This is a genomic window from Paenibacillus sp. FSL H7-0942 (assembly GCF_045040715.1).
Lineage (GTDB): Bacteria > Bacillota > Bacilli > Paenibacillales > Paenibacillaceae > Paenibacillus > Paenibacillus amylolyticus.
Genome location: NZ_CP150279.1, coordinates 1,896,778 through 1,917,030 on the forward strand (window position 1 = coordinate 1,896,778; position 20,253 = coordinate 1,917,030).

19 protein-coding genes are annotated in these 20,253 nt (G+C 47.8%); 14 read left to right on the forward strand and 5 right to left on the reverse strand.

What is annotated here, in order from left to right:
• The first annotated feature begins 6 nt into the window (after positions 1–6).
• The 4 genes from MHI48_RS08640 to MHI48_RS08655 are packed head-to-tail and all read left to right on the forward strand — an operon-like array spanning position 7 to position 5,518.
• Positions 7–2,592, forward strand: coding sequence for a DUF5696 domain-containing protein (locus tag MHI48_RS08640; RefSeq protein ID WP_076327087.1), 2,586 nt, complete (start codon positions 7–9; stop codon positions 2,590–2,592).
• Complete coding sequence (locus MHI48_RS08645; protein WP_076327086.1) at positions 2,589–3,488, forward strand: carbohydrate ABC transporter permease; 900 nt, start codon at positions 2,589–2,591, stop codon at positions 3,486–3,488. The genes MHI48_RS08640 and MHI48_RS08645 overlap by 4 nt, the downstream gene beginning before the upstream one ends.
• Positions 3,489–3,516: 28 nt before the next feature.
• Complete coding sequence (locus MHI48_RS08650) at positions 3,517–4,527, forward strand: carbohydrate ABC transporter permease (protein ID WP_083677300.1); 1,011 nt, start codon at positions 3,517–3,519, stop codon at positions 4,525–4,527.
• A 28-nt stretch (positions 4,528–4,555) separates the two neighbouring features.
• Entirely contained in the window at positions 4,556–5,518 is a 963-nt protein-coding gene (locus tag MHI48_RS08655) for a glycosyl hydrolase (protein WP_076327085.1), read from the forward strand.
• Between the two features lie 147 nt (positions 5,519–5,665).
• Here the strand turns inward: MHI48_RS08655 and MHI48_RS08660 are convergent, their stop codons facing one another.
• Positions 5,666–5,932 (reverse strand): hypothetical protein, encoded by a 267-nt coding sequence (locus MHI48_RS08660; protein ID WP_017689713.1) that lies wholly within the window; start codon positions 5,930–5,932, stop codon positions 5,666–5,668.
• A 229-nt stretch (positions 5,933–6,161) separates the two neighbouring features.
• Here MHI48_RS08660 and MHI48_RS08665 point away from each other — a divergent pair, with 229 nt between their 5' ends.
• Entirely contained in the window at positions 6,162–6,770 is a 609-nt protein-coding gene (locus tag MHI48_RS08665; RefSeq protein ID WP_076327084.1) for a DUF1349 domain-containing protein, read from the forward strand.
• Between the two features lie 26 nt (positions 6,771–6,796).
• On the opposite strand, the gene MHI48_RS08670 is transcribed toward MHI48_RS08665, so the two are convergent.
• Together MHI48_RS08670 and MHI48_RS08675 are read right to left on the reverse strand one after the other, a co-directional pair.
• Positions 6,797–7,903 (reverse strand): MFS transporter, encoded by a 1,107-nt coding sequence (locus tag MHI48_RS08670; protein WP_076327083.1) that lies wholly within the window; start codon positions 7,901–7,903, stop codon positions 6,797–6,799.
• Between the two features lie 88 nt (positions 7,904–7,991).
• A complete protein-coding gene (locus MHI48_RS08675; RefSeq protein WP_076327082.1) occupies positions 7,992–8,522 on the reverse strand; it encodes a TetR/AcrR family transcriptional regulator in 531 nt (176 codons plus the stop codon).
• 235 nt (positions 8,523–8,757) lie between these two features.
• On the opposite strand from MHI48_RS08675, the gene MHI48_RS08680 reads away from it, so the two are divergent.
• Entirely contained in the window at positions 8,758–9,603 is an 846-nt protein-coding gene (locus tag MHI48_RS08680; protein WP_076327081.1) for an AraC family transcriptional regulator, read from the forward strand.
• Positions 9,604–9,996: 393 nt separating this feature from the next.
• Positions 9,997–10,731, forward strand: a complete 735-nt coding sequence (locus MHI48_RS08685; RefSeq protein WP_083677298.1) for a YdcF family protein — start codon at positions 9,997–9,999, stop codon at positions 10,729–10,731.
• 99 nt (positions 10,732–10,830) lie between these two features.
• On the opposite strand, the gene MHI48_RS08690 is transcribed toward MHI48_RS08685, so the two are convergent.
• On the reverse strand, positions 10,831–12,162 hold the full coding sequence (locus MHI48_RS08690) for a M56 family metallopeptidase (RefSeq protein WP_245838013.1): 1,332 nt from the start codon (positions 12,160–12,162) through the stop codon (positions 10,831–10,833).
• A 6-nt stretch (positions 12,163–12,168) separates the two neighbouring features.
• Positions 12,169–12,543: a BlaI/MecI/CopY family transcriptional regulator gene (locus MHI48_RS08695; RefSeq protein WP_017689706.1), complete on the reverse strand. Its 375-nt coding sequence runs from the start codon at positions 12,541–12,543 to the stop codon at positions 12,169–12,171.
• A gap of 167 nt (positions 12,544–12,710) precedes the next feature.
• Between MHI48_RS08695 and MHI48_RS08700 the strand changes: the two genes are divergently transcribed.
• The 7 genes from MHI48_RS08700 to MHI48_RS08730 all read left to right on the forward strand — a co-directional run bounded on the left by MHI48_RS08700 (position 12,711) and on the right by MHI48_RS08730 (position 20,195).
• On the forward strand, positions 12,711–13,232 hold the full coding sequence (locus tag MHI48_RS08700) for a hypothetical protein (RefSeq protein ID WP_076327079.1): 522 nt from the start codon (positions 12,711–12,713) through the stop codon (positions 13,230–13,232).
• Positions 13,233–13,348: 116 nt separating this feature from the next.
• Positions 13,349–14,239: a TIGR01777 family oxidoreductase gene (locus MHI48_RS08705; RefSeq protein ID WP_076327078.1), complete on the forward strand. Its 891-nt coding sequence runs from the start codon at positions 13,349–13,351 to the stop codon at positions 14,237–14,239.
• Positions 14,240–14,740: 501 nt separating this feature from the next.
• The gene (locus tag MHI48_RS08710) at positions 14,741–15,742 is read left to right on the forward strand and encodes a beta-ketoacyl-ACP synthase III (RefSeq protein WP_076327077.1); all 1,002 of its coding nucleotides are present in this window, start codon (positions 14,741–14,743) and stop codon (positions 15,740–15,742) included.
• Entirely contained in the window at positions 15,732–17,024 is a 1,293-nt protein-coding gene (locus MHI48_RS08715) for an ATP-grasp domain-containing protein (RefSeq protein WP_083677297.1), read from the forward strand. Before MHI48_RS08710 ends, MHI48_RS08715 begins: the two co-directional genes overlap by 11 nt.
• Positions 17,021–18,016 carry an NAD(P)-dependent oxidoreductase gene (locus MHI48_RS08720; RefSeq protein ID WP_076327076.1) on the forward strand — a complete coding sequence of 332 codons (996 nt, stop codon included), beginning with the start codon at positions 17,021–17,023 and terminating at the stop codon, positions 18,014–18,016. Before MHI48_RS08715 ends, MHI48_RS08720 begins: the two co-directional genes overlap by 4 nt.
• Positions 18,010–18,870 carry an MBL fold metallo-hydrolase gene (locus MHI48_RS08725; protein ID WP_076327075.1) on the forward strand — a complete coding sequence of 287 codons (861 nt, stop codon included), beginning with the start codon at positions 18,010–18,012 and terminating at the stop codon, positions 18,868–18,870. Before MHI48_RS08720 ends, MHI48_RS08725 begins: the two co-directional genes overlap by 7 nt.
• Positions 18,867–20,195: a F390 synthetase-related protein gene (locus tag MHI48_RS08730; protein ID WP_076327074.1), complete on the forward strand. Its 1,329-nt coding sequence runs from the start codon at positions 18,867–18,869 to the stop codon at positions 20,193–20,195. The genes MHI48_RS08725 and MHI48_RS08730 overlap by 4 nt, the downstream gene beginning before the upstream one ends.
• Positions 20,196–20,253: the final 58 nt, after the last annotated feature.

The following is a 20,253-nucleotide window of genomic DNA, read 5'->3' on the forward strand; positions in this document are numbered from 1 at the left end:
GCATCCGTGAACAAAAGGCAACGATTATATACGGTGCTGGCTGGTGGTACAGCTGTAATCATGATTGCAGCCGGGCTGCTGTATATAAACAACAGGGGAGTTCCTGCCGTAGAAGCCGCGGCTTATCTGGATACGACAACCAAAGCCATGCCCGTCACGGAGGACCCGTTGCAGTTCCTTAGCGACTCCTCGCAGGGTGTGCCTGGTATGCAACTGGTCGCTGAAGATCAGGGACTCGCCCTGTACTATAACGAGGAGACCACGGAAATTGCAGTACGTGACGGGAAAAGCGGAGAGATCTGGTACAGCAACCCGAAAGAACGGGCTGAGGACGGTCTTGCTTCCGCGTATGAAAAAGAGGTGCTGTCCTCCCAGCTGAATGTGTCTTTCCGGGATTCGATGGGTACACTGGAGAACTTTCCGAATTTCAGTTCGAGTATTAGCAACAAACAATTCACAGTGGGCCAGATTGACCAGGGGATTCGGGTGAATTATACCCTTGGGGATACATCACTTGGCATTGATGCGCTGCCGAAGTTGATTAGCAAACAGCGACTGGAGGAGAAGGTTCTTTCCAAGCTGGATGCTACTGTCGCAAGATACACATCTGCCCGATATTATCCAACCAAGAACAATCCGGATATTCTGGAGCGGCTGGATGGACAGATCTCGAAGCAACTTGTGCTGAACAAGATGCTGGGTGCCTTTGAGACGGCGGGGTACACTGCGGACGATCTGGCTTTTGACAATCAGGAGAATGGAGTCGAAGGCGGAGGTGTATCGGATAAGCCCAGCTTTGTCATTTCTGTGGAATACCGATTGGATCAAGGGGCGCTTGTTGTGACTGTACCTCTAAGCCAAATAGAAGAAAGTGGGCAATACCGCATTCGGAATATTGATTTGCTCGCTTATTTTGGTGCTGCGGATACAAAGGGCGAGGGTTATATGCTCGTACCTGACGGTTCCGGCAGCCTGATCCATCTGAACAACGGGAAAACCCAGGAAGAGCAATATGTACAGCGTGTATACGGCGCAGACCCAAATGATAATTCGCTCAGTCGTCCTCAGGTGAGTGAATCCGCGTATATGCCTGTGTTTGGTCTGAAGAACGGGGAAAATTCCTGGTTTGCAGTCATTGAAAAAGGGGACGGTATTGCCAGTATCTCCGCGGATATTGGAGGCAGACAGAATAGCTACAACCACGTGCATGCGACCTTCTCCCTGCGGGGGGAGGATGAATTGGAAATGTACACCTCGCAGAAAATGCAGGAGATTCAGCTGCTTAGCGAAGAGCCTTACCGTGGAGATATTCAGGTCCGTTATCATTTCCTTCATGGAGAAGATGCCAGTTACTCGGGTATGGCCCGCCTGTATCAGCAGCAGTTGATCGAGCAGGATGTACTGAAGCCGCTCCCAGAACAGACGGAGATGCCGTTTTATGTTGATGTGCTTGGTGCAGTGGATAAAAAGGCTTCGTTCCTGAGTGTACCCTATCGGACCACTTTAGCCATGACCACGTACGAACAGGCTACAGAAATGGCAGCAAAGTTACAGCAGGATGGTGTTGAACGTGTACAAATGCGGTATCAAGGATGGTTTGGCGGTGGCATCAGTCATCATACGCCAACCCAGGTGAAGTTGGACAGTGAAGTGGGCAGTCGTTCCGAACTGCAGGCGTTGTCCACCAAGCTGGAGCAGTCGGGTGGAGCACTGTTCCCGGATGTGGCTTTCCAGCACATTTATCACGATGATATGCGCTTTGCTCCTTCCTCGGATGCAGCGCGGTTTGTAACAAAGGAGACAGCAGAATTGTATCCGTACAATCCTGCACTTAATCGCATGGATCAGAGTAGGGACAGCTATTATTTGCTCTCAGCGGCCAAGCTTCCTTATGTAGTGAGTGAGTTTGCTGACAAATTCAATCAACTGGACCTTGGTGGACTATCCCTTCGTGATCTTGGGCAGGTCCTGACTTCAGATTATCGGGATAGTCGGGTGATTCATCGAGAGACGGCGAAGAACATTGTGAAAGAGCAGCTGGGCAAGCTGGAACAGTCCTATCCGAACTTGATGGTATCTGCCGCTAATAGCTACGCTTGGGGAAGTGCACAACATGTTGTAAATGTACCCGCAGGGTCGAGTCGATTCAATATTACCGATGAAGAAGTTCCTTTTTATGCGATGGTCATTCATGGGTACATGAACTACGCAGCATCTCCCATGAACACGTCGGGGGATCAGGATCTCCACAAACAGTTGCTGCGCAGTCTGGAGCTTGGGGCCGCTCCGTATTTTCAATGGACCTATGAACCATCTTCCCGGCTGAAGCTGACGAATTATGATTCGGCTTACGCAACGGAGTATGCATATTGGGTGGATGACGCTGTTGCCTTGTATAAGCAGGCCAATGAAGTACTGGGAGAACTGGGGAATGAGCAGATCCTCAAGCATGAACGCATTCAGGATGGCGTGGTCCGCATCACCTATACTGGGGGTACATCCATCCTTGTGAATTACAATGCGGATGCAGTTACCGTGGATGGAACAACGGTTGGCGGGACGGACTATGTGGTGGGAGGAGCGAACCGATGAGAACCATTCGATTATCGCTGAAGTCACGGAGAGCGCTGCTTGGACTTGCATTTATTTCCCCGTGGCTGGTCGGATTCATCTTCCTCTTTGCCACACCGCTCCTGCAATCGATTCGATTCAGTCTGAGTAATCTGTCTGTTGCTCCGGGCGGATACGTTCTGGAATACGTTGGATTTAAAAACTTCAAGGATGCGCTTCTGGTTGACGCGACGTTCAACCGGATTCTGGTCGACTCGGTTGGAGCGATGCTACTGAATGTGCCGATGATTTTGTTCTTCAGTCTGTTTACGGCCACACTGCTTAACCAGAAGTTCAGAGGCAGAACGATGGCACGTGCAATCTTTTTCCTGCCGGTTATTCTGGCTTCGAGTGCAGTCGCAGCAGCTGAGTCTGCGGGATTAATCAATCTAATGGGGGATGCAAGTGCGGTGGATGCATCAGCCGATGGCGGTGCTTCGTTCAACGTAGTATCCATTGTGCGGATGCTGGCGGATGTGGGATTGCCGATGGCCTATGTGGATTACATTGTAGAAGCCATCATGCGGATCTATGAGATTATTAGCAGCTCAGGTGTTCAGATTCTGATCTTCCTCGCCGCGCTACAATCGGTACCGGGATCGATGTATGAGGTTGCGAAGATCGAAGGGGCGACAGCTTATGAATCATTCTGGAAAATTACATTTCCCATGGTCAGTCCGTTGATCCTGACAAATGTCATCTATACGATCATTGATTCATTTGCCGGGAGTCCAGTCACACAGGCCATCTACCAAACCGCATTCAAAACCCAGAACTTTGGCTTAAGCTCGGCGATGTCCTGGCTGTACACACTGGTGATTGGTCTTGTATTGATCGTAGTGGGATGGGTCTTGTCACGGCGGGTTCACTACAACTGACGGTTAACATTAAGGGAGGCTTCAGATTATGGCTGCATCAGGGACAGATCGCATGGTGGTAGTTCCGAAGCAGAATTATCACATGCATCGGGTGCGAAACAAAACATCGGACCTTCTCTATTCCATATTCAGATATGCACTGGTCATCGGCATTTCATTTATTATTTTGTACCCGTTATTTCTCAAAGTGTCAGTTGCGTTCAAGGATAAACAGGATATCTACAATCCAACGATCTATATGATTCCCCAGCACTTTACATTGGATAATATCCGGCTAGCGGTGCAAGTGATGGATTACCTGCCTCTGTTGGCGAACACGTTATTGTTTGTTACCATCACAACGCTTCTGACAGCGATATCCTGTGCACTTGCCGGATATGGCTTTGCCCGGTTTTCGTTTCCGGGTAGTAATGTGCTCTTTGTGCTGGTGATTCTGACGATTCTGGTGCCGACAAGCACACTTATGGTGCCAATGTATCTGCATTTCCGCAGCTTTGACTTTATGGGCATCATCCAGTTGTTCTCTGGAAAAAATGGCATCAATCTGCTGAATACGTATTGGCCTTCCATGATCACGGCTGCTACAGCGGGAGGGCTGAAGGCGGGGCTGTTCATCTATATTTTCCGTCAGTTCTTCAAGGGCATGCCAAAGGAAATCGAGGAGGCTGCATTGATTGACGGCGCAGGTGGATTCAAAACGTTTGCTCGAATCATGCTGCCCAATGCAATCTCGCCGTTGATTACGGTTATTCTGTTCTCGTTTGTATGGCAGTATAACGATACCTTTTATTCGGCATTATTCATGAGTGAAAGTCCACTGATCTCGCTGAAAGTGGCTTCCTTACCTGCTCAGGCGAACCAGTTGATTCCGCAGCTGATGGGCTTTGGCTCGAACTCGGGCATCAAGGCCGATCCAAACTATGTGGCGATGATTGTGGATACAGGCATTTTGCTGGCTATTGCACCCCTGATTATTTTGTATCTGTTTGTGCAACGTTATTTCGTGGAGAGTATTGAACGTTCTGGTGTAGTGGGTTAACATGTTAAATCCAATTGGAGGTGTAGAGATGACAGTGCGTGAGATCAGCAGAGTTCCGGTGAATAAAGCAGCGACTCCCGAAGCAAAAGAACTGATGGCGTTCCTGGTAGAGCGTTATCAAAAAGGGATGTTGTCAGGCCAGCAGGATTATAGCAATCTAAACTGGATTAATGAAAATACAGGACGGAAACCAGTTGTGATTGGCTTTGATCTCATGGAATATTCGCCATCAAGAACAGAGCGCGGTGCGGTCTCCCAGGAGATTCGGGATGCGGCAGACTGGCACAAACAAGGCGGGATCGTGACGCTATGCTGGCACTGGAACGCACCGACGGATCTGATCGATGAACCGGGTAAAGAGTGGTGGCGGGGGTTCTATACGGATGCTACCACCTATGATCTGGGTTCAGCGCTGGCGCATCCTGAATCGGAAGCATATCAGTTATTGATTCGGGATATCGATGTTATTGCTACACATTTGCAAGAGTTGAAGGATACTGGTGTGCCTGTATTATTTCGACCACTTCATGAAGCGGAGGGTGGCTGGTTCTGGTGGGGAGCGAAAGGCCCCGAACCTGCCAAACAGTTGTATCGTTTGTTGTATGATCGATTGGTTCAAGAACATCAGCTGCACAATCTTATCTGGGTCTGGAACTCGGAAAAACCGGAATGGTATCCAGGGGATGATATCGTGGATATTGTGAGTGTAGATGTATACCCGGAAGCGGGAGATCACAGCCCGCTGGCGGCACGTTACACCAACCTGCGAGAGCTTGTGAAGGATAGTAAAATCATCGCACTGGCCGAGAACGGCTCCATCCCTGATCCTAAGCAGATGAAGGAACAGGATGTACACTGGAGTTGGTTCTGTACCTGGACAGGTGGATTCCTGAGAGACGGGACGCATAATGAACTAACGTTTTTGAAGGAATTGTACCATAGCAAAGAGGTCATTACGCTCGATCAGTTACCGAAGTGGAGTTGGTTATAAGAATCCCACGTCCAACTTGAATTGGAATCAGAGAAGCGTTAGTATTCGCTGTAAGAATTCATGCGAATACTAATGCTTCATTTGTTGGTAGCGCACATTTGTTAATGGAACCCATCACCCCTGAAACATTAGAAGTTGAACAACCATTTAGTTTGACGGGTGTAACATAGCTTGGATATTGGTATGTAAAGTCACGCTGGAAGTGAATAAAATATACGATTGATTCACTGTGCGGATCAGAATCCTCTCGCTTGTGCCATTGACTGGACCGATCCGAATGGCGGATGGTTCGCTTCCACCGTACGTATCATCCAGGGTGACCGATGTGATATGTGTGATGGGAATTTCAATTTTGGAAAACTGCCACCGGATGACCAGTTGATCTTCTACTTTTTTCACGTTAACACCAAACATAGGATGACCTCCTGTTGTGATTCAAATTATTGAAGTAATCTCGTATGTCCAGTTTATCATATTTTGGATAAAATTACCTTATTAATAATAAAGAGTGACGATTTCTATCAACTGATATCAGGGATGGGAACTTGATGTAAAACCTACAGGATTAACCATGACACATACCGAATACCAATAGAGAAGTTAGAAAACTTAAACTCCAACTCCAACACAAAGGGTGTGCCACATGACGAATCTATTCGAACATTGTTCAGGTCAAACATTATCTGCCAACCTGAGATGGCTGAACGAGCCAGCAGATTGGTCCATTGAAGACGGCAAAGTAACGATAACCGTTTCGCCAATCAGTGACTTTTTCATTGATCCGGGAGGTGAGCCGGTGAAAGCTTCAGCGCCATTTTTACATACAATAGTCAAGGGAGATTTCAGCATTACGACTCAAGTACAGGTGGATATGAAAGAACAGTATGACTCCGGCTGCCTGATGGTGAGGGTGGACGATACGAATTGGGCTAAAGTCTGCTTTGAGTATTTTGAGGAACAGCCGTCCATTCTTAGTGTTGTTACTCGTGGTAACTCGGATGATTGTGTATCCGCACCTGTAGACGTTAATAAGCCTTATTTACGTGTAGCCCGGGCAGGCAGCAGCTTTGCTTTCCATTATTCTCAGGATGGAGAGAAGTGGAAGCTGGTTCGTTATTTCGGACTCGACTGCGCGGAAGAGATCAAAGTTGGCATTGTGGCCCAATCCCCCATTGGGCAAGGGACCACGGTTACTTTTACAGACGTACAGCTTCAACATGGAGTGACCGGAAGTGTTCGCCGGGTAAAATAACAGGGATCAGAAGGTTGTTTTGTCATTTATTTCACCCGAATTAACATTCCGAACAGACCGAGTATAGCAAAGGCCAGAAATGCCGTTGTATTGGAAAACACTTCGATCGTATACCCTGCCATGGATGAGCCAAGAAATTGCCCAACACCCAGCGCGAGAAAGGCAAGGCTAATTCCGATGGACACATTTGGACTGAATAGTCTCGTCGCCCAAACGATAAATACACTGGTCAGGAAAATATACGTGCTGCCAAATATGATCGCAGAGATGAGACTGGCAGTCATTGAAGGCAGAAGGATAACCCCGAGCGAAATATCCAATAACAGTATGCCTATTCGGTAGGACCACCCAATCTCGAACCGTTCAATAATGCGACCAGCGCATCCACCGAGTATCCCCATAACCCCCATCACAATCCAGAACAACACGGCTTCCGAATCGGAGGCCCCTTTCTCGTCTGTGAGGAAGTTCCGGGCAAAGGTCCAGTAGATTGCAGAACTGAAACCTGTCAACAGACAAGCCATGAGCAGAGCAGACCCTGGTCTGGTAGGTTTCATACATGTCCAGAGAGACTTGGTACAAGGCAGTGTCTTGGTTGCCGGAATAACACGTCTGTTCCACAAAAGAACCACAACACCGATTACAGCAAACAGGATGTAGGTTAGACGCCAGTAATCCGTGAACAGCCAGTAGAGTGGACCTGATATTACAATTCCGAAGCTGGTCCCTGTGTTAATCCAGCTGTTGCCTCTTGCTTGTAGCTCGGGAGCAAGCTCGGCATTAACCGTGTTACCGAGGGCTGGAGAGGCCCAGCCTGTACTCAAACCTGCTAGAAATATACTAAATGTAAGAACCCATGCATTCTGAGCCAAGGCGATGCCGGTTAATCCGAGCACTGCGCTGATCCCTGCCAATTGAATGACATAATGATGTCCCTTGCGATTAATCAACAGTGGTGCAGTTAGAAGGGACAGACAGTAGGCAATATGCGTTCCTGAGTTAATCGCGCCAGAGGCTGCATCATTTAATTGTAAGGCTTCCGAAATTTCCGGCATAAACAATCCATAACTGAATCGCCCGAATGCATAACATACAGCGATAAGTGCAATGCCTGGAAAGATAATTTTTTTCATTAAATCCACCGCCTTTTAGATAGAACGATCATTATATTTCTTATTAAATAAAAAAGTGAGTTGAAATATTAACTCACCCGGAATAGCTTTATTTGAAACTGGTCTGCGTCATATGGATCAGTTCAAGGCAGACGTCATTTACATTTTCTGTCTCAGCAAGTGCCGTGGAACCCTCCAGCAGCAGGGAGAATCGTAATAGATCTCGATCACTTGCAGCAGGCGCCAATGTTTGGATTAAAGTTCGCATATGTCTTTTGTGCGCATTTACTGTCTGGACGATGATATGGTCTGTATGACCTCCGAATTCTTCTTTGGCGCGTAAAAATAAGCAACCTCTTGATTCGTGTTCCTTCAACCAGGTTGCATGTCCTTCAGCGAGATTGAGGAACATGGGTTGTGCTTTATTGTCTGCATATTGCCTGAGCTGTTCTAAATAACGCTGTTCGCGTCGCAAGAGTACCTGGACAATGAGATCATCCTTGGACTCAAAATGATTATATAACGTCATGATGGCAATCCCGGCATCCGTGATAATCCGCTTCAAGCCGATAGAATGGAAGCCGTGGAGGTAGAATAATTCTTCAGCCACGTTCAAAAGCATTTCCTTTTTGCTGCTCATGATCAGTAATACTCTCCCTTCAAAATAAGATAGAACGATCATTATACTTGTAGGCTATAATATATCTTTTACATTGTCAAATGTTGTGACTCCTCTTGTCTTTGGTTAGTTCAAAGCCTGGGCAGGGCGTTATATGAACAACGTCGTTGCACATTAACCGGACATATGAGAGCACAACATGACAGGTTTTTGGGTGGTTTATCCGTTATATTAGACATCAAGGAGTGATTATTACATGAACTGGATCAACGCATTACAGGTCGCTATTCAATATATGGAAGACCACTTACTCGAAAATATGACGATGGAGCAGATTGCAGCGCAGGCACATATCTCTCCTTTTCATTTTCAGCGTACCTTTGCCTTATTAACTGATGTTACTGTAGCCGAGTACATAAAACGCAGACGATTGACACTGGCGGCACATGAGCTGCTTCAAAGTGATCACAAAATCATTGATCTGGCATTTAAATACGGTTACGACACACCGGAATCTTTCTCCAAAGCATTTCGTAGACAACATGGGATCGCACCCAGTGAGGCTCGAAAGAATAGTAACGCTGTCCAATCGTATAATCGTCTGGTGATTCATGTGAGTCTAAAAGGAGCAGAGCCGATGAAATATAAAATCGTTGAACATCCCGAATTTACGTTGGTCGGAGTAGAGCAAACTTTCTCATATGCAGATGGAGAACATCTGCAAGGCATCGGGAAGATGTGGCAGGAAGCGTGGACGAGCGGTACAGAGGAGCGTTTATTTGAACTGAACAATGGGGATATTCCAGGTTTACTCGGTGTCGTTGTGGATCAGAGCGAAATCCAGGAGAAACAGATGCAATATTGGATTGCTACGACTTACGATGGTGAAGTACCGGAAGGATTATCAAGCTTCACCATGCCTGCTTCCAAATGGAGTGTATTTGAAGTAGAAGGCCCGATGCCGGAGAGTATGCAGCTTCTGTGGAAACGGATTATTTCGGAATGGTTTCCATCCAACCCGTATGAGCACGCATATATGCCGGAGCTGGAAGTATACCCGGGGCCCAATCAACCGCCACAAATCTGGATACCGATTAAATAAATTTTAACCGTTTCAAACTCGATCATTGTAGCCCATAAACATTCGGATAACCGAAGCTGTTTATGGGTTATTTGGTTGTGATTAATCAGAGATTCGAAGTTGTACAGAGGATGTTCAAGCGTTGTTCATTTTATTGCAGCCAGGTAAACATGATATATTGGAATGAAGGTTAACATCTATAAGAGGACAACGAGGTAAACCGCAGGAGGCAGATATGTTATATGAGGCCCCATTCATTCAGACGATCATCCAACACGAGCAATTAATGCATGACCTGCGGAGAGTTCGTAGTCTCCATTTGCCTCAAAGTTACATAGCTGCAGGATATATTCGTAATTATTGAATAATAAGTGATTTGCGGAATAATGGGTACAAGAAGGAGTGTCTACGGATTTGATAAAAAAGTTCTTACACAAAAATGGACTGATCATTGATCTTGTCCTGTTGGCATGTTTTGTGGCGTTCCTGGCCTTCTGGGGCCAAAGATTCCCAGTCATGTTTTTCGGAATGATCACGGTGGCTTTTATCGTTCTAAGACGGATTGACTATCAGAAGCATGTTATTCTGAAACGGATTATCCTTACCGGATTTGGCGTGGTTGCCGTCTCTTTTGTCATTATTGAAGCACTTGTATTCACACAGCTTGGTGCGAATGATCCGGAAGAAGCGGACTATGTCATTATTCTGGGTTCAGGCATCAGAGGAACGGAATTGTCATTGACCCTGAAGCAAAGGTTGGATGCAAGTTTGGACTACATTCGCAGCCACCCTCAGACACCCGTCATTGTATCGGGTGGGCAGGGACCTGGAGAATCCATTCCTGAAGCGCTCGCCATGAAAAACTATCTAATTGAACAGGGGATTAACCCCGTCCAAGTCATTATGGAAGATCGCTCCACAAGTACACAGGAGAATTTGGCCTTTTCCAAAAGAATCATTCTTGAATCCGGGTTAGAGCACCCTGAGATCATGATTGTCACCAGTGACTATCATATGTTCCGTTCCAAATACATCGCTGCCAAGAACGGTTATGCAGCAGAATACGGCATATCGGCCCCGTCACCGGGTTATCTGAAACCCGTCAACATGATCCGTGAATATTTTGCTACGATCAAAACATTTATCTAATGCACATGACAGAAAAAAGCAAACAGGACGAAGCGGAGATCTATGATCTATGCTTCGTCCTGTTGCATATAAGGATGGCTATTGCTCCTTAACGATAGGTTATTTTTCTGAAGGAGCAGGTACAGTTACTGAAACCTTATCCCCAGGGAGAGCTACCATTTCAGGAGATTCACCAGTAAAAGGAACAGTGGCTGATTCTACAACTTTAGCCTCAGAAGGTTCAGTAGTAGATGGAACAGTAGTAGAAGGTACAGTAGCAGACGGAACTGGCACAGCTTCGGAAACTTCATCCTCAGGGAGAGCCACGATCTCAGGAGTTTCGGAAGTAGAAGGAGCAGTTACAGCTTCGGAAATTCCAACCTTGTTGGGAGAAGCTACGATTTCAGAAGATCCACCCGTAGAAGGAACAGTCACAGCTTCAGAAGCCTCAGCCTCCACTTTAACCGTGTGGTTTGATGCCCATACGGCGGTGGACGTACTTACACCTGTAATAAGCAGGAGGGCTCCCATACTTAACATCCAATGTTTCTTTTTCAGTTTCTTTACATTAAACATAATCATCAATCTCCTTTTTAATTGTTTGCCTTCACCCGATAGGGACGAACAAAATTGAGCAGGCATTTTCTTGGTTCCCGCCATCACATTTAAAATTGTCTCACCATATCGTCTGCGTTCTTCGTGGGACATCTCTTTCACCACATCTTCGTCACAGGCCAACTCGCTCCAGGTATGAATGTCCCTGCGAATCATATGAATCAGGGGATTGAACCAGTGCAGGGCACTAACCCCCAAGGTCAAAGCTTTGACCCACAGATCTTTATGTTTTAGATGTACCAACTCATGATGAATTACCATACTGATGTCCATTTTCACCGTATTTTCGGGTGGCAGATATATCGTGGGTTTAAACAAGCCAACCAGTATAGGGCTTCGTACTAGCGTGCTGTGAGCAAGCGTGATATTACGTTTGAGACCCAAAGCTTCTTTGATTAATGGTAGCTGTACAGCTGCTTCACTATGACAGAGGACTGGGGTACGTGTACGAGATAATTCATTCAGAAATCTTCGATAACAGTACACCTGCCATGCAGAAAAACCAATGACTCCAATGCCCCAGACGCATAACAAGAACCAGGCTGTGGTTACCGAGATGGTTTGTTCCGGGATAAACGTTCCTGCAAGTACATCCGAAGCTGCTGCATTCTCCGTACCTGGTATAGTTGATGTCGTTTGGAATGCAATATCCAAAAGCCATGAAAGGCCAAGAGATACCGGGAACAGATAAAACAAGATAGCCAGTTTACCGAGTCTGTAGAGCCACTTGGTCGGAAAGACAGATACGGGTATAAGTCGTAGTGCCAAAATACAAACAGAAACGATACTTCCCGCCACGGTCAGGCTGCACAGAATCTCAAAAAAGATATTCATCATCTGCACCTACTTTTCCGAAAGCCATTTTTTCAGTTCTGAAATGTCATCGTCTGAAAGCTTGTCACCGTCATACATGGCCGAAACCAAATTCTTGACTGAACCTTGATACAGTCCATCAAGAACATGCTGCGTTTCCTGTAGTTTGTAATCTTCGGGTTTCAGAAGAGGCTCATAATCATTGGTCCGTCCACGTCTCGTGACGGTAAGAGCGCCTTTATCCACCAACCGTGACAGAAAGGTAGACATGGTCTGCGCTTTCCACGCTTTCCCCTTCTCAGCAAATATGTCTAATAGTTCTGTGGAGGTGACCGGTGGGGCGCATGACCATATAACAACCATTAACTCCATTTCTGTTTCGGATAATTTTTGAATCTGGTTCACAGTGAACACTCCTTAACATCGTTATGCGTCCATAACGATCGTATTACTACACTACGTAGTACGTATAAACTACTACAACTTGTAGTGGATAGTCAAGTTATCCTGATAGATGATTGCCAAACCATGTTATAATATAGGTCATTAATAGAAGAACGATGTAGGAGTGAATGATCATTACAGCATATCAATTACCTGCTCTCTATGAGCAGAAGCGAATTTCAATGCAAGCGATGGAAGAGATTGTACGCCTGTTGGCGCAGGCACCACTATTATATGATGATGGACAGGGCATCCAGGTTCAGGATTACATGGGAGGCTTGGAGGTCGAACTTGAGCATGAGGTACGCCGTGCAGTGACCGAGTTGTACGAACTGGCTGTTCAGGCCTGCCGCGCCTTCGCTGATCCATTGGCGTACGAGCAACTTCAGGATGCGCTTGGGTTACAGGCTGAGTTATGGCAGGAGGAAGTGCTTACTCTTGCAAAGTGGATGGACTGGCTGAAGCAGATCAGTGAAGGAAAGAGAACACTGCCAGAGTACAACTTTACAGCGATGCTAGGGAACTTGCCGGACGGATTCATGATCCATGATTTTTATGATGAACTCCGATATCAGCTGGAACAAAACCCTGCAAACGCATGGGCTATCGAAGAGCGGGATCGCTTGTACGCAGCCCTGGGTGCGAATTAAATCAAACCAACGGGTCACCGGCGGTGTTAATCTAATATCTGCATTTTGCATGTATATAAGCATTCCAATCTATACCTTGCGAATTCTTTACCCAGTATGGGAAATGAGGGGATACCGTGAAGAAGGTTGTATTAGCTGGTGGAACGGGATTTGTCGGACAGGATTTTGCCCAAAGATTTAAGAAACTAGGTTATGAGGTGTTAATTATCTCGCGTCAGCCCGGTCATATTGCCTGGGAGGATCGTGCAGGAATTATAGGGGCACTGGAAGAAGCAGAAATGTTGATTAACCTGGCAGGTAAATCGGTGAACTGCCGTTATACGGATGAGAATCGCAAAGTCATTCTGGAATCCAGAACCCGGACAACGCGCATTCTCGGCGAAGCCGTCCTGGCTTGTAATCATCCTCCTGAACTATGGATTAATTCGAGTACAGCGACCATATACAGACATGCTGAAGATCGTCCCATGACGGAAAAAGAGGGCGAGATTGGCTCCGGATTCTCGGTCGACGTTGCCAAGGCATGGGAACAGGCCTTCTTTGAATTCAGTCTGCCGTCTACGCGTCAGATTGCACTGCGGATTGCGATTGTGCTGGGCGAGGGCGGCGTTATGGTGCCCATGACGAACCTCGTCCGTTTTGGACTGGGAGGATCTCAAGGCGCAGGAACACAGCAGTTCAGCTGGATTCATATCGAGGATCTCTTCCGCATGGTAATTTATCTGCAAGAGCATCCACACTTGAATGGTGTGTTCAATGCGTCCTCTCCGCATCCGGTGACGAATCGGGAGCTAATGGCGCGTCTGAGAGAACAGATGGGTGTTCGGATCGGACTACCTTCTCCTCGCTGGATGCTTGAAGTGGGCGCACGTTTTATTCAGACCGAGACGGAACTGGTTCTCAAAAGCCGTTGGGTGATTCCCGAGCGATTGGAGAGGGAAGGCTTCACGTTCACATACGGTACACTAGATACCGCTCTTGCCGAGATTTTGAATAAGAAGAAATAACATTTCATAACAAAAGAAAACACAACAGGAAGGGCAGAGGCATCTGCCCTTTTGTTATATATGTTCAACTAAACATTTACACGATAACGGAGAGGATAGAAATAACTTGAAGAAGCGAAGCGGTCGCCTAAAAGCTTTCTGAAAGAAAGCTGCATCGGAAGCATATGCTTATCCCCGGATTTTCCCTTTTTAAGAAGGGAATCAAAAAAATCTGGGGATAACAGCGATTGGAAAGTTGTTCTGTCATCGCAGTGTCTGTGTAAATACTAATTAGCTGAACTTATAGAGGTTTTTCAAAAAGTCCGCTTTTGATTACGAAGGATGCCTATCGGCATCATCAGCATCGAATATGGAATTCAGCCGAAATGTCCGTTGCTCACGTAGTTTTCCTACGCTCCGCTACTCCATTTCTAGCTTCATCCCATCTTCTCGGTACTGAAAACCGGTCTTTTTGAATACGAACTTATATATCAGTCAGATGAACAGAAAGAGGTTGGGGAAATGCAACTTAGAAGAGTAAGGATCGCGGGAACAGGGAAGTACCTGCCTGAACAGGAAGTCACCGATGAGGAACTGGATCGCCGCTTGGACGTGCCTGCGGGCTGGGTTAGCAAAGCTACAGGCGTAGGTGTACGTCATTATGCTTCGGGTGAAGAAACCTCCTCTTTCATGGGCGCACGGGCTGCGGAAGCTGCACTGGCGGATGCAGGATTACAATTTAGTGATATCGACTGTCTGGTGTGTACCAGTGGCACGAAGGAACAACCGTTGCCAAGTACGGCGGTATTTATCCAGCAGGCCATGGGGCAGCAAGATTCGGGCGTACCTGCCTTTGATATGGATGCAACCTGCCTAAGTTTCCTGAACGGACTGGATGTGATTTCCTATATGGTAGATGCTGGACGTTACCAGCGAGTACTGCTCGTAGCCACTGAGATTGCCTCAGCCGGACTGAATTGGTCGGATAAAGAAAGTGCGGCCCTGTTCGGAGATGGAGCGGCCGCTGTTATTATTGAGCGTTCGCCTGAAGGGTCATCCTCTCAGATTGTACATGCTTCCCTTCAAACCTACAGCCGAGGTGCTCGCTTCTCGGAGATTGCAGGTGGAGGTACATGGCTGCATGCTTCGAATTATAAGGCGGATCAGCCTGAACCCTACCTTTTTCATATGGATGGACAGGCGATCTTCCGCATGGCATCCAGACTTTTGCCTGGCTTCATTGGTGATATGCTGCAGGCGACCGGGAATCGAATGGAGGATTTCCAATTGGTCATTCCCCATCAGGGAAGTGCCATGGCGATGAGACTGATTCGCAAGAAGCTTGGCATTGCTGAAGATCGGTTTATGGACATCACACGAAATCACGGCAATACGATTGCGGCATCGATCCCGATGGGTCTGCATGAAGCGATTAGACAACAGCGTATTCAGCGTGGTGATCGGGTGTTGATGATTGGCACGGCTGCCGGATTATCATTGGGAGGACTCATTTTTGACTACTAGATCTGGGGAAACCAGACATCGTACAGTTGCTTCTCTCCGTGTGCTGCTTACAGGAGGAAGGGCTCCCGTAACGCTGGATCTGGCACGCATGCTTCATCGGGCAGGCCATCGGGTCTATGTCGCGGAGAGTGCCGTACGGCATCTGACCAGATTATCTCGTGCAGTGGAACAGTGCGCTGTGGTCCCGTCGCCACGTCATGACACACGTGCGTATCTGGCAGAGCTGGAACGGTTGGCACAGGATTGGCAGATCGACCTGTTGATTCCGATGTGTGAAGAAGTCTTCTATGTTGCCCAAGGGGCAGACAGATTGCGTGCATATTGCCGTGTTCTGGTTACAACTCTGGAGCAGCTGCATGAGCTGCACCATAAATATGATTTTATCCAGCTTGCAGGGTCACTCGGTCTTTCGGTTCCGGATACACGTCTGATCCACAGTCGGCAGGAATGGATGGAAGCTCAGTCTGTTCTGGGAAAAGTAGGAGATTGGGTATGGAAACCGGTGTATTCCCGCTTTGCAGCCAAAGTTCGCATGCCAACACTCATGAACGATGAGGCTAGGGCAGGGACGGATCAGGAAGGAAACGTAAGTGAAAAGAAACGTCGACATTTCCGTAACGACCCTCCGGACGAGGTAGCACTATCATCTATTTCACCTTGGGTTGCACAGGCCTACATTCCTGGTCAGATGTTGTGTACATACAGCATAGCGCATGAAGGGCAACTGGTTGCACATGCCACTTACGACAGTCGCTATCGTACAGGAAGCGTGGGAGCCAGTGTTTTTTTTGAACAGGTGGAACATGAAGGTGCCCTTGCGTGGGTGAGACAATTTGTTGAGGCAACGGGGTTTAGCGGACAGATTGGGTTTGATTTTATAGAAGGTCAGGATAGGCGAGTGTACGCGATTGAGTGTAATCCGAGGGCAACGAGCGGGATTCATCTGTTTCACCCCGGAGATGACTTGGTGCGTGCACTAACTGAACCGGAGACGTTGGTAAAAGAAAGAAAAATGATCACGCCCGCACGTGGCACCAAAGCCATGCTCATGCTTCCCATGCTGGGAAGCGGGTTGCAGCAGATCTTAGGCAAAAGGAAGCTCCGTGCATGGATAGCTGCGTGGCGTGGAGCCAGGGATGTGGTCTATGTAGGGCAGGATATCCAGCCTGTATTTGAACAATTCGAAGTGGTGCTAGCTGCATGGCGTCTGGCAAGATCGCAGAAGTGCTCGCTGACTGAAGCTTTGACTCATGACATAGAATGGAACGGTGAACAACAATGAATAGAGCATTGGTTACAGGAGCTACGGGATGTCTGGGCAGGCATCTCGCGATACGACTTGCTAAAGAGGGATGGGAAGTCACTGGCATGGGCCGACAGCCAAAGGTTGGTGCAGAACTTGAGTTGGCAGGAATCCGATTCCTGAATGGAGATATACGGGATGAGGCTGCAGTGAACAAAGCGTGTACGGGACAGGATGTGGTGTTTCACTGTGCAGCTCTATCCTCGCCATGGGGCCGATATCGTGACTTTTATAGCAGTAATGTAGAAGGCACACAAAACCTCATTGATGGCTGCCTGCATAATGAGGTGCAGCGATTCATACATGTCTCAACTCCGAGTATATATTTTAACTACAACCCGCGGTATAACGTACATGAGAATGATCCGTTGCCATCCAAACCAGCCAATCATTATGCAGCCACGAAGCTTCTCGCTGAGCAGGTTGTAATGGAGGGGCATGCGAAGGGACTTCCATCGATCATGATTCGACCGCGAGCCATTTTTGGTCCGTATGATCAGACGTTATTTCCCAGAATTGTCGTAGCAAACGCAAAATCAGGCGTGCCCATGATCGGTGGTGGACAGGCGTTAATCGATCTGACATGTGTGGATAATGTGGTGGATGCCCTATTATTGTGTCGCGATGCCTCTGACGAAGCGCTCGGCAGAGCCTACAATATCTCGAATGGCGATCCAAGGGCGTTCAGTGAGTTGGTGAGCAGCCTGTTTGGCATGCTGGATATGCCCTTGCGTCGTCGAAACATTCCTTATCGGATGGCATATGGTGTGGCAGCGTTGCTAGAGCGAGTTCATGGCTTTATCCCTGCGATGGGTGAACCTGCATTGACACGGTATACAGTCGGCTCCTTATCTATTCCACAGACATTGGATATTACGGATGCAAGGGAGCAATTGGGGTATGTCCCTCGGGTGTCCATTGAAGAGGGATTACAACAATTTGCAGACTGGTGGAGGGCTGAATCATGCTGACAACAATTCCTGTGGAACTATATTTGGGTGCGGCGGGTTATTGTACACATCCAGAGTTTCTGACGCTGCGTGGTGGTCGATTGAGCCCAGTACCTTTCCCGGCAGGATTTGCCTGCATCATTCATCCCGTACATGGACCGATCCTGCTGGATACGGGATATAGTTCCCGCTTTTTCGAGGAAACGGCTCATTTGCCTAACGCACTGTATCGTCATATTACACCTGTGGTCTATCGTGAAGAGGATAGTGCCGTTCATTTTTTGGCTCGAATTGGACTGAAAGCTTCGGATATTCGGTATATCATCCTCTCGCATTTTCACGGCGATCATATCGCGGGTGTACGAGATTTCCCGGAGGCACAATTCATCTATCTGCCAAGAGCCTATGATGCTGTGCGCTCACTTGGTCCGATTGCGGCTGTAAAAGCAGGTTTTCTTGCGGGGCTGTTGCCCGAGGATTTTATAGTCAGATCATTGCCAGTTACGTGTGAGCCTGAGCGATGGATAAGAGCGGGGGAAGCTTTCCCTTTTGATGAGGTCTACGACATCTTTGGTGATGGCAGTCTGCTTGGGGTGGATGTATCCGGTCATGCGGAAGGCATGATGGGACTCCTGTTGCGTACAGAAGAACATGACTATTTTCTCTGTGCGGACGCGGTATGGTCGAGTCGGGCTTTTCGTGAACAGCGCAGACCGAATATTCTTGCTGGAATCATCATGTCGAATCGACAGGAATACAATCGTAACTTTGACAAGCTGGTTCAGCTGCATCAGCAATTTCCCCACATTCGGATTGTGCCGAGTCATTGTCGAGATGTACTGGACGCTTGGGGTACAGGAGGGCCGAAACGATGAGTAATACCTTTCGTATTGTGGTTCATTATGCACTCGCACGTGGGCTGCGAACATGGAAAACACGAGAACAACTTGAGCGCTGGCAAGAGCGCCGGATTATTCGGCATGTTCATCAGATCCGTGCCCGATCTCCGTTTTACCGGAAGTGGTGGGGTGGCGTGGACGCAACCGACTGGAGAAGCTTTCCGTTGATTGACAAATCAACCATGATGGAACATTTTGATACACTGAACACGGTGGGTATTACCAAGGACAAAGCTCTGGCTCTTGCAGGTGAAAGTGAAGAAACACGTGATTTCAAACCTTCCATTCAAGGCGTGACGGTTGGACTGTCTTCGGGCACGTCAGGGAACCGGGGGATATTTCTGGTGAGTGATCGGGAGCAGGATGCGTGGACGGGTACGGTGCTGGCCAAGTTGTTGCCTGGTGGACTGTGGAAACCTGCGAAGATTGCGTTTTTCCTGCGGGCCAACAGTAATCTGTATGAATCGGTGCAACGTGGCAAATTGCAGTTTCAGTACTTTGATCTGCTGGAACGTGTGGAGACCTTGGTTAAGCGGCTGGAAACCTACCAACCTACCGTGTGGGTGGCTCCTCCATCCATGCTGCGTCTGTTGGCGGATGCGTATGTGGTAGGATATCTGACTGCTGTACCGGATAAAATCATCTCTGTTGCCGAGGTGCTGGACCCCCTGGATCGCAAGGTGTTGGAGCGGGTCTTCGGACAGACCGTTCATCAAGTCTATCAGTGCACAGAAGGGTTCCTGGGTGCAACCTGTCGTTATGGCACACTGCATTTGAATGAAGATATCGTGCATATTGAAAAAGAGTTCATTGATCCCGCCACCCGACGGTTCGTGCCCATTATTACGGACTTCTCCAGAACATCACAGCCGATCATCCGATATCGGTTGAATGATATTCTGACCGAGGCGGCGCTGCCATGTGCCTGTGGTTCCCCGTTTACTGCCATTGAGCGGATTGAAGGCCGCTGTGATGACACGCTTTATTTTTCAAACATGCATACGGGTGAGGCGGTACCGGTCTTTCCGGATTTCGTTACCCGTTCGGTCATTGCGGCTTCGCCGGATATTGAACATTATCGTGTGGTGCAGCAAGGGGACGGAACAATGGAGGTATCCCTTCGACTTGGCGGGAACGCAGTGATGGCTCAGGTTGAGACCAATGTACTGCTGGAACTGATGAAGCTGGGAGAGCGGCTTGAATGCACCTTACCTGAGATCAGATTTGTACCGTATACGTTTGAACCGGGACTTACGAAGCTGCGCAGGGTGGAGAGACGGCATAATGGAGTGGCGGATTAAGCAGCAGGGGCCGTGCGGTATAGGTAGGAACGGGAAGTAAGTAATTTACCGAGGAAAG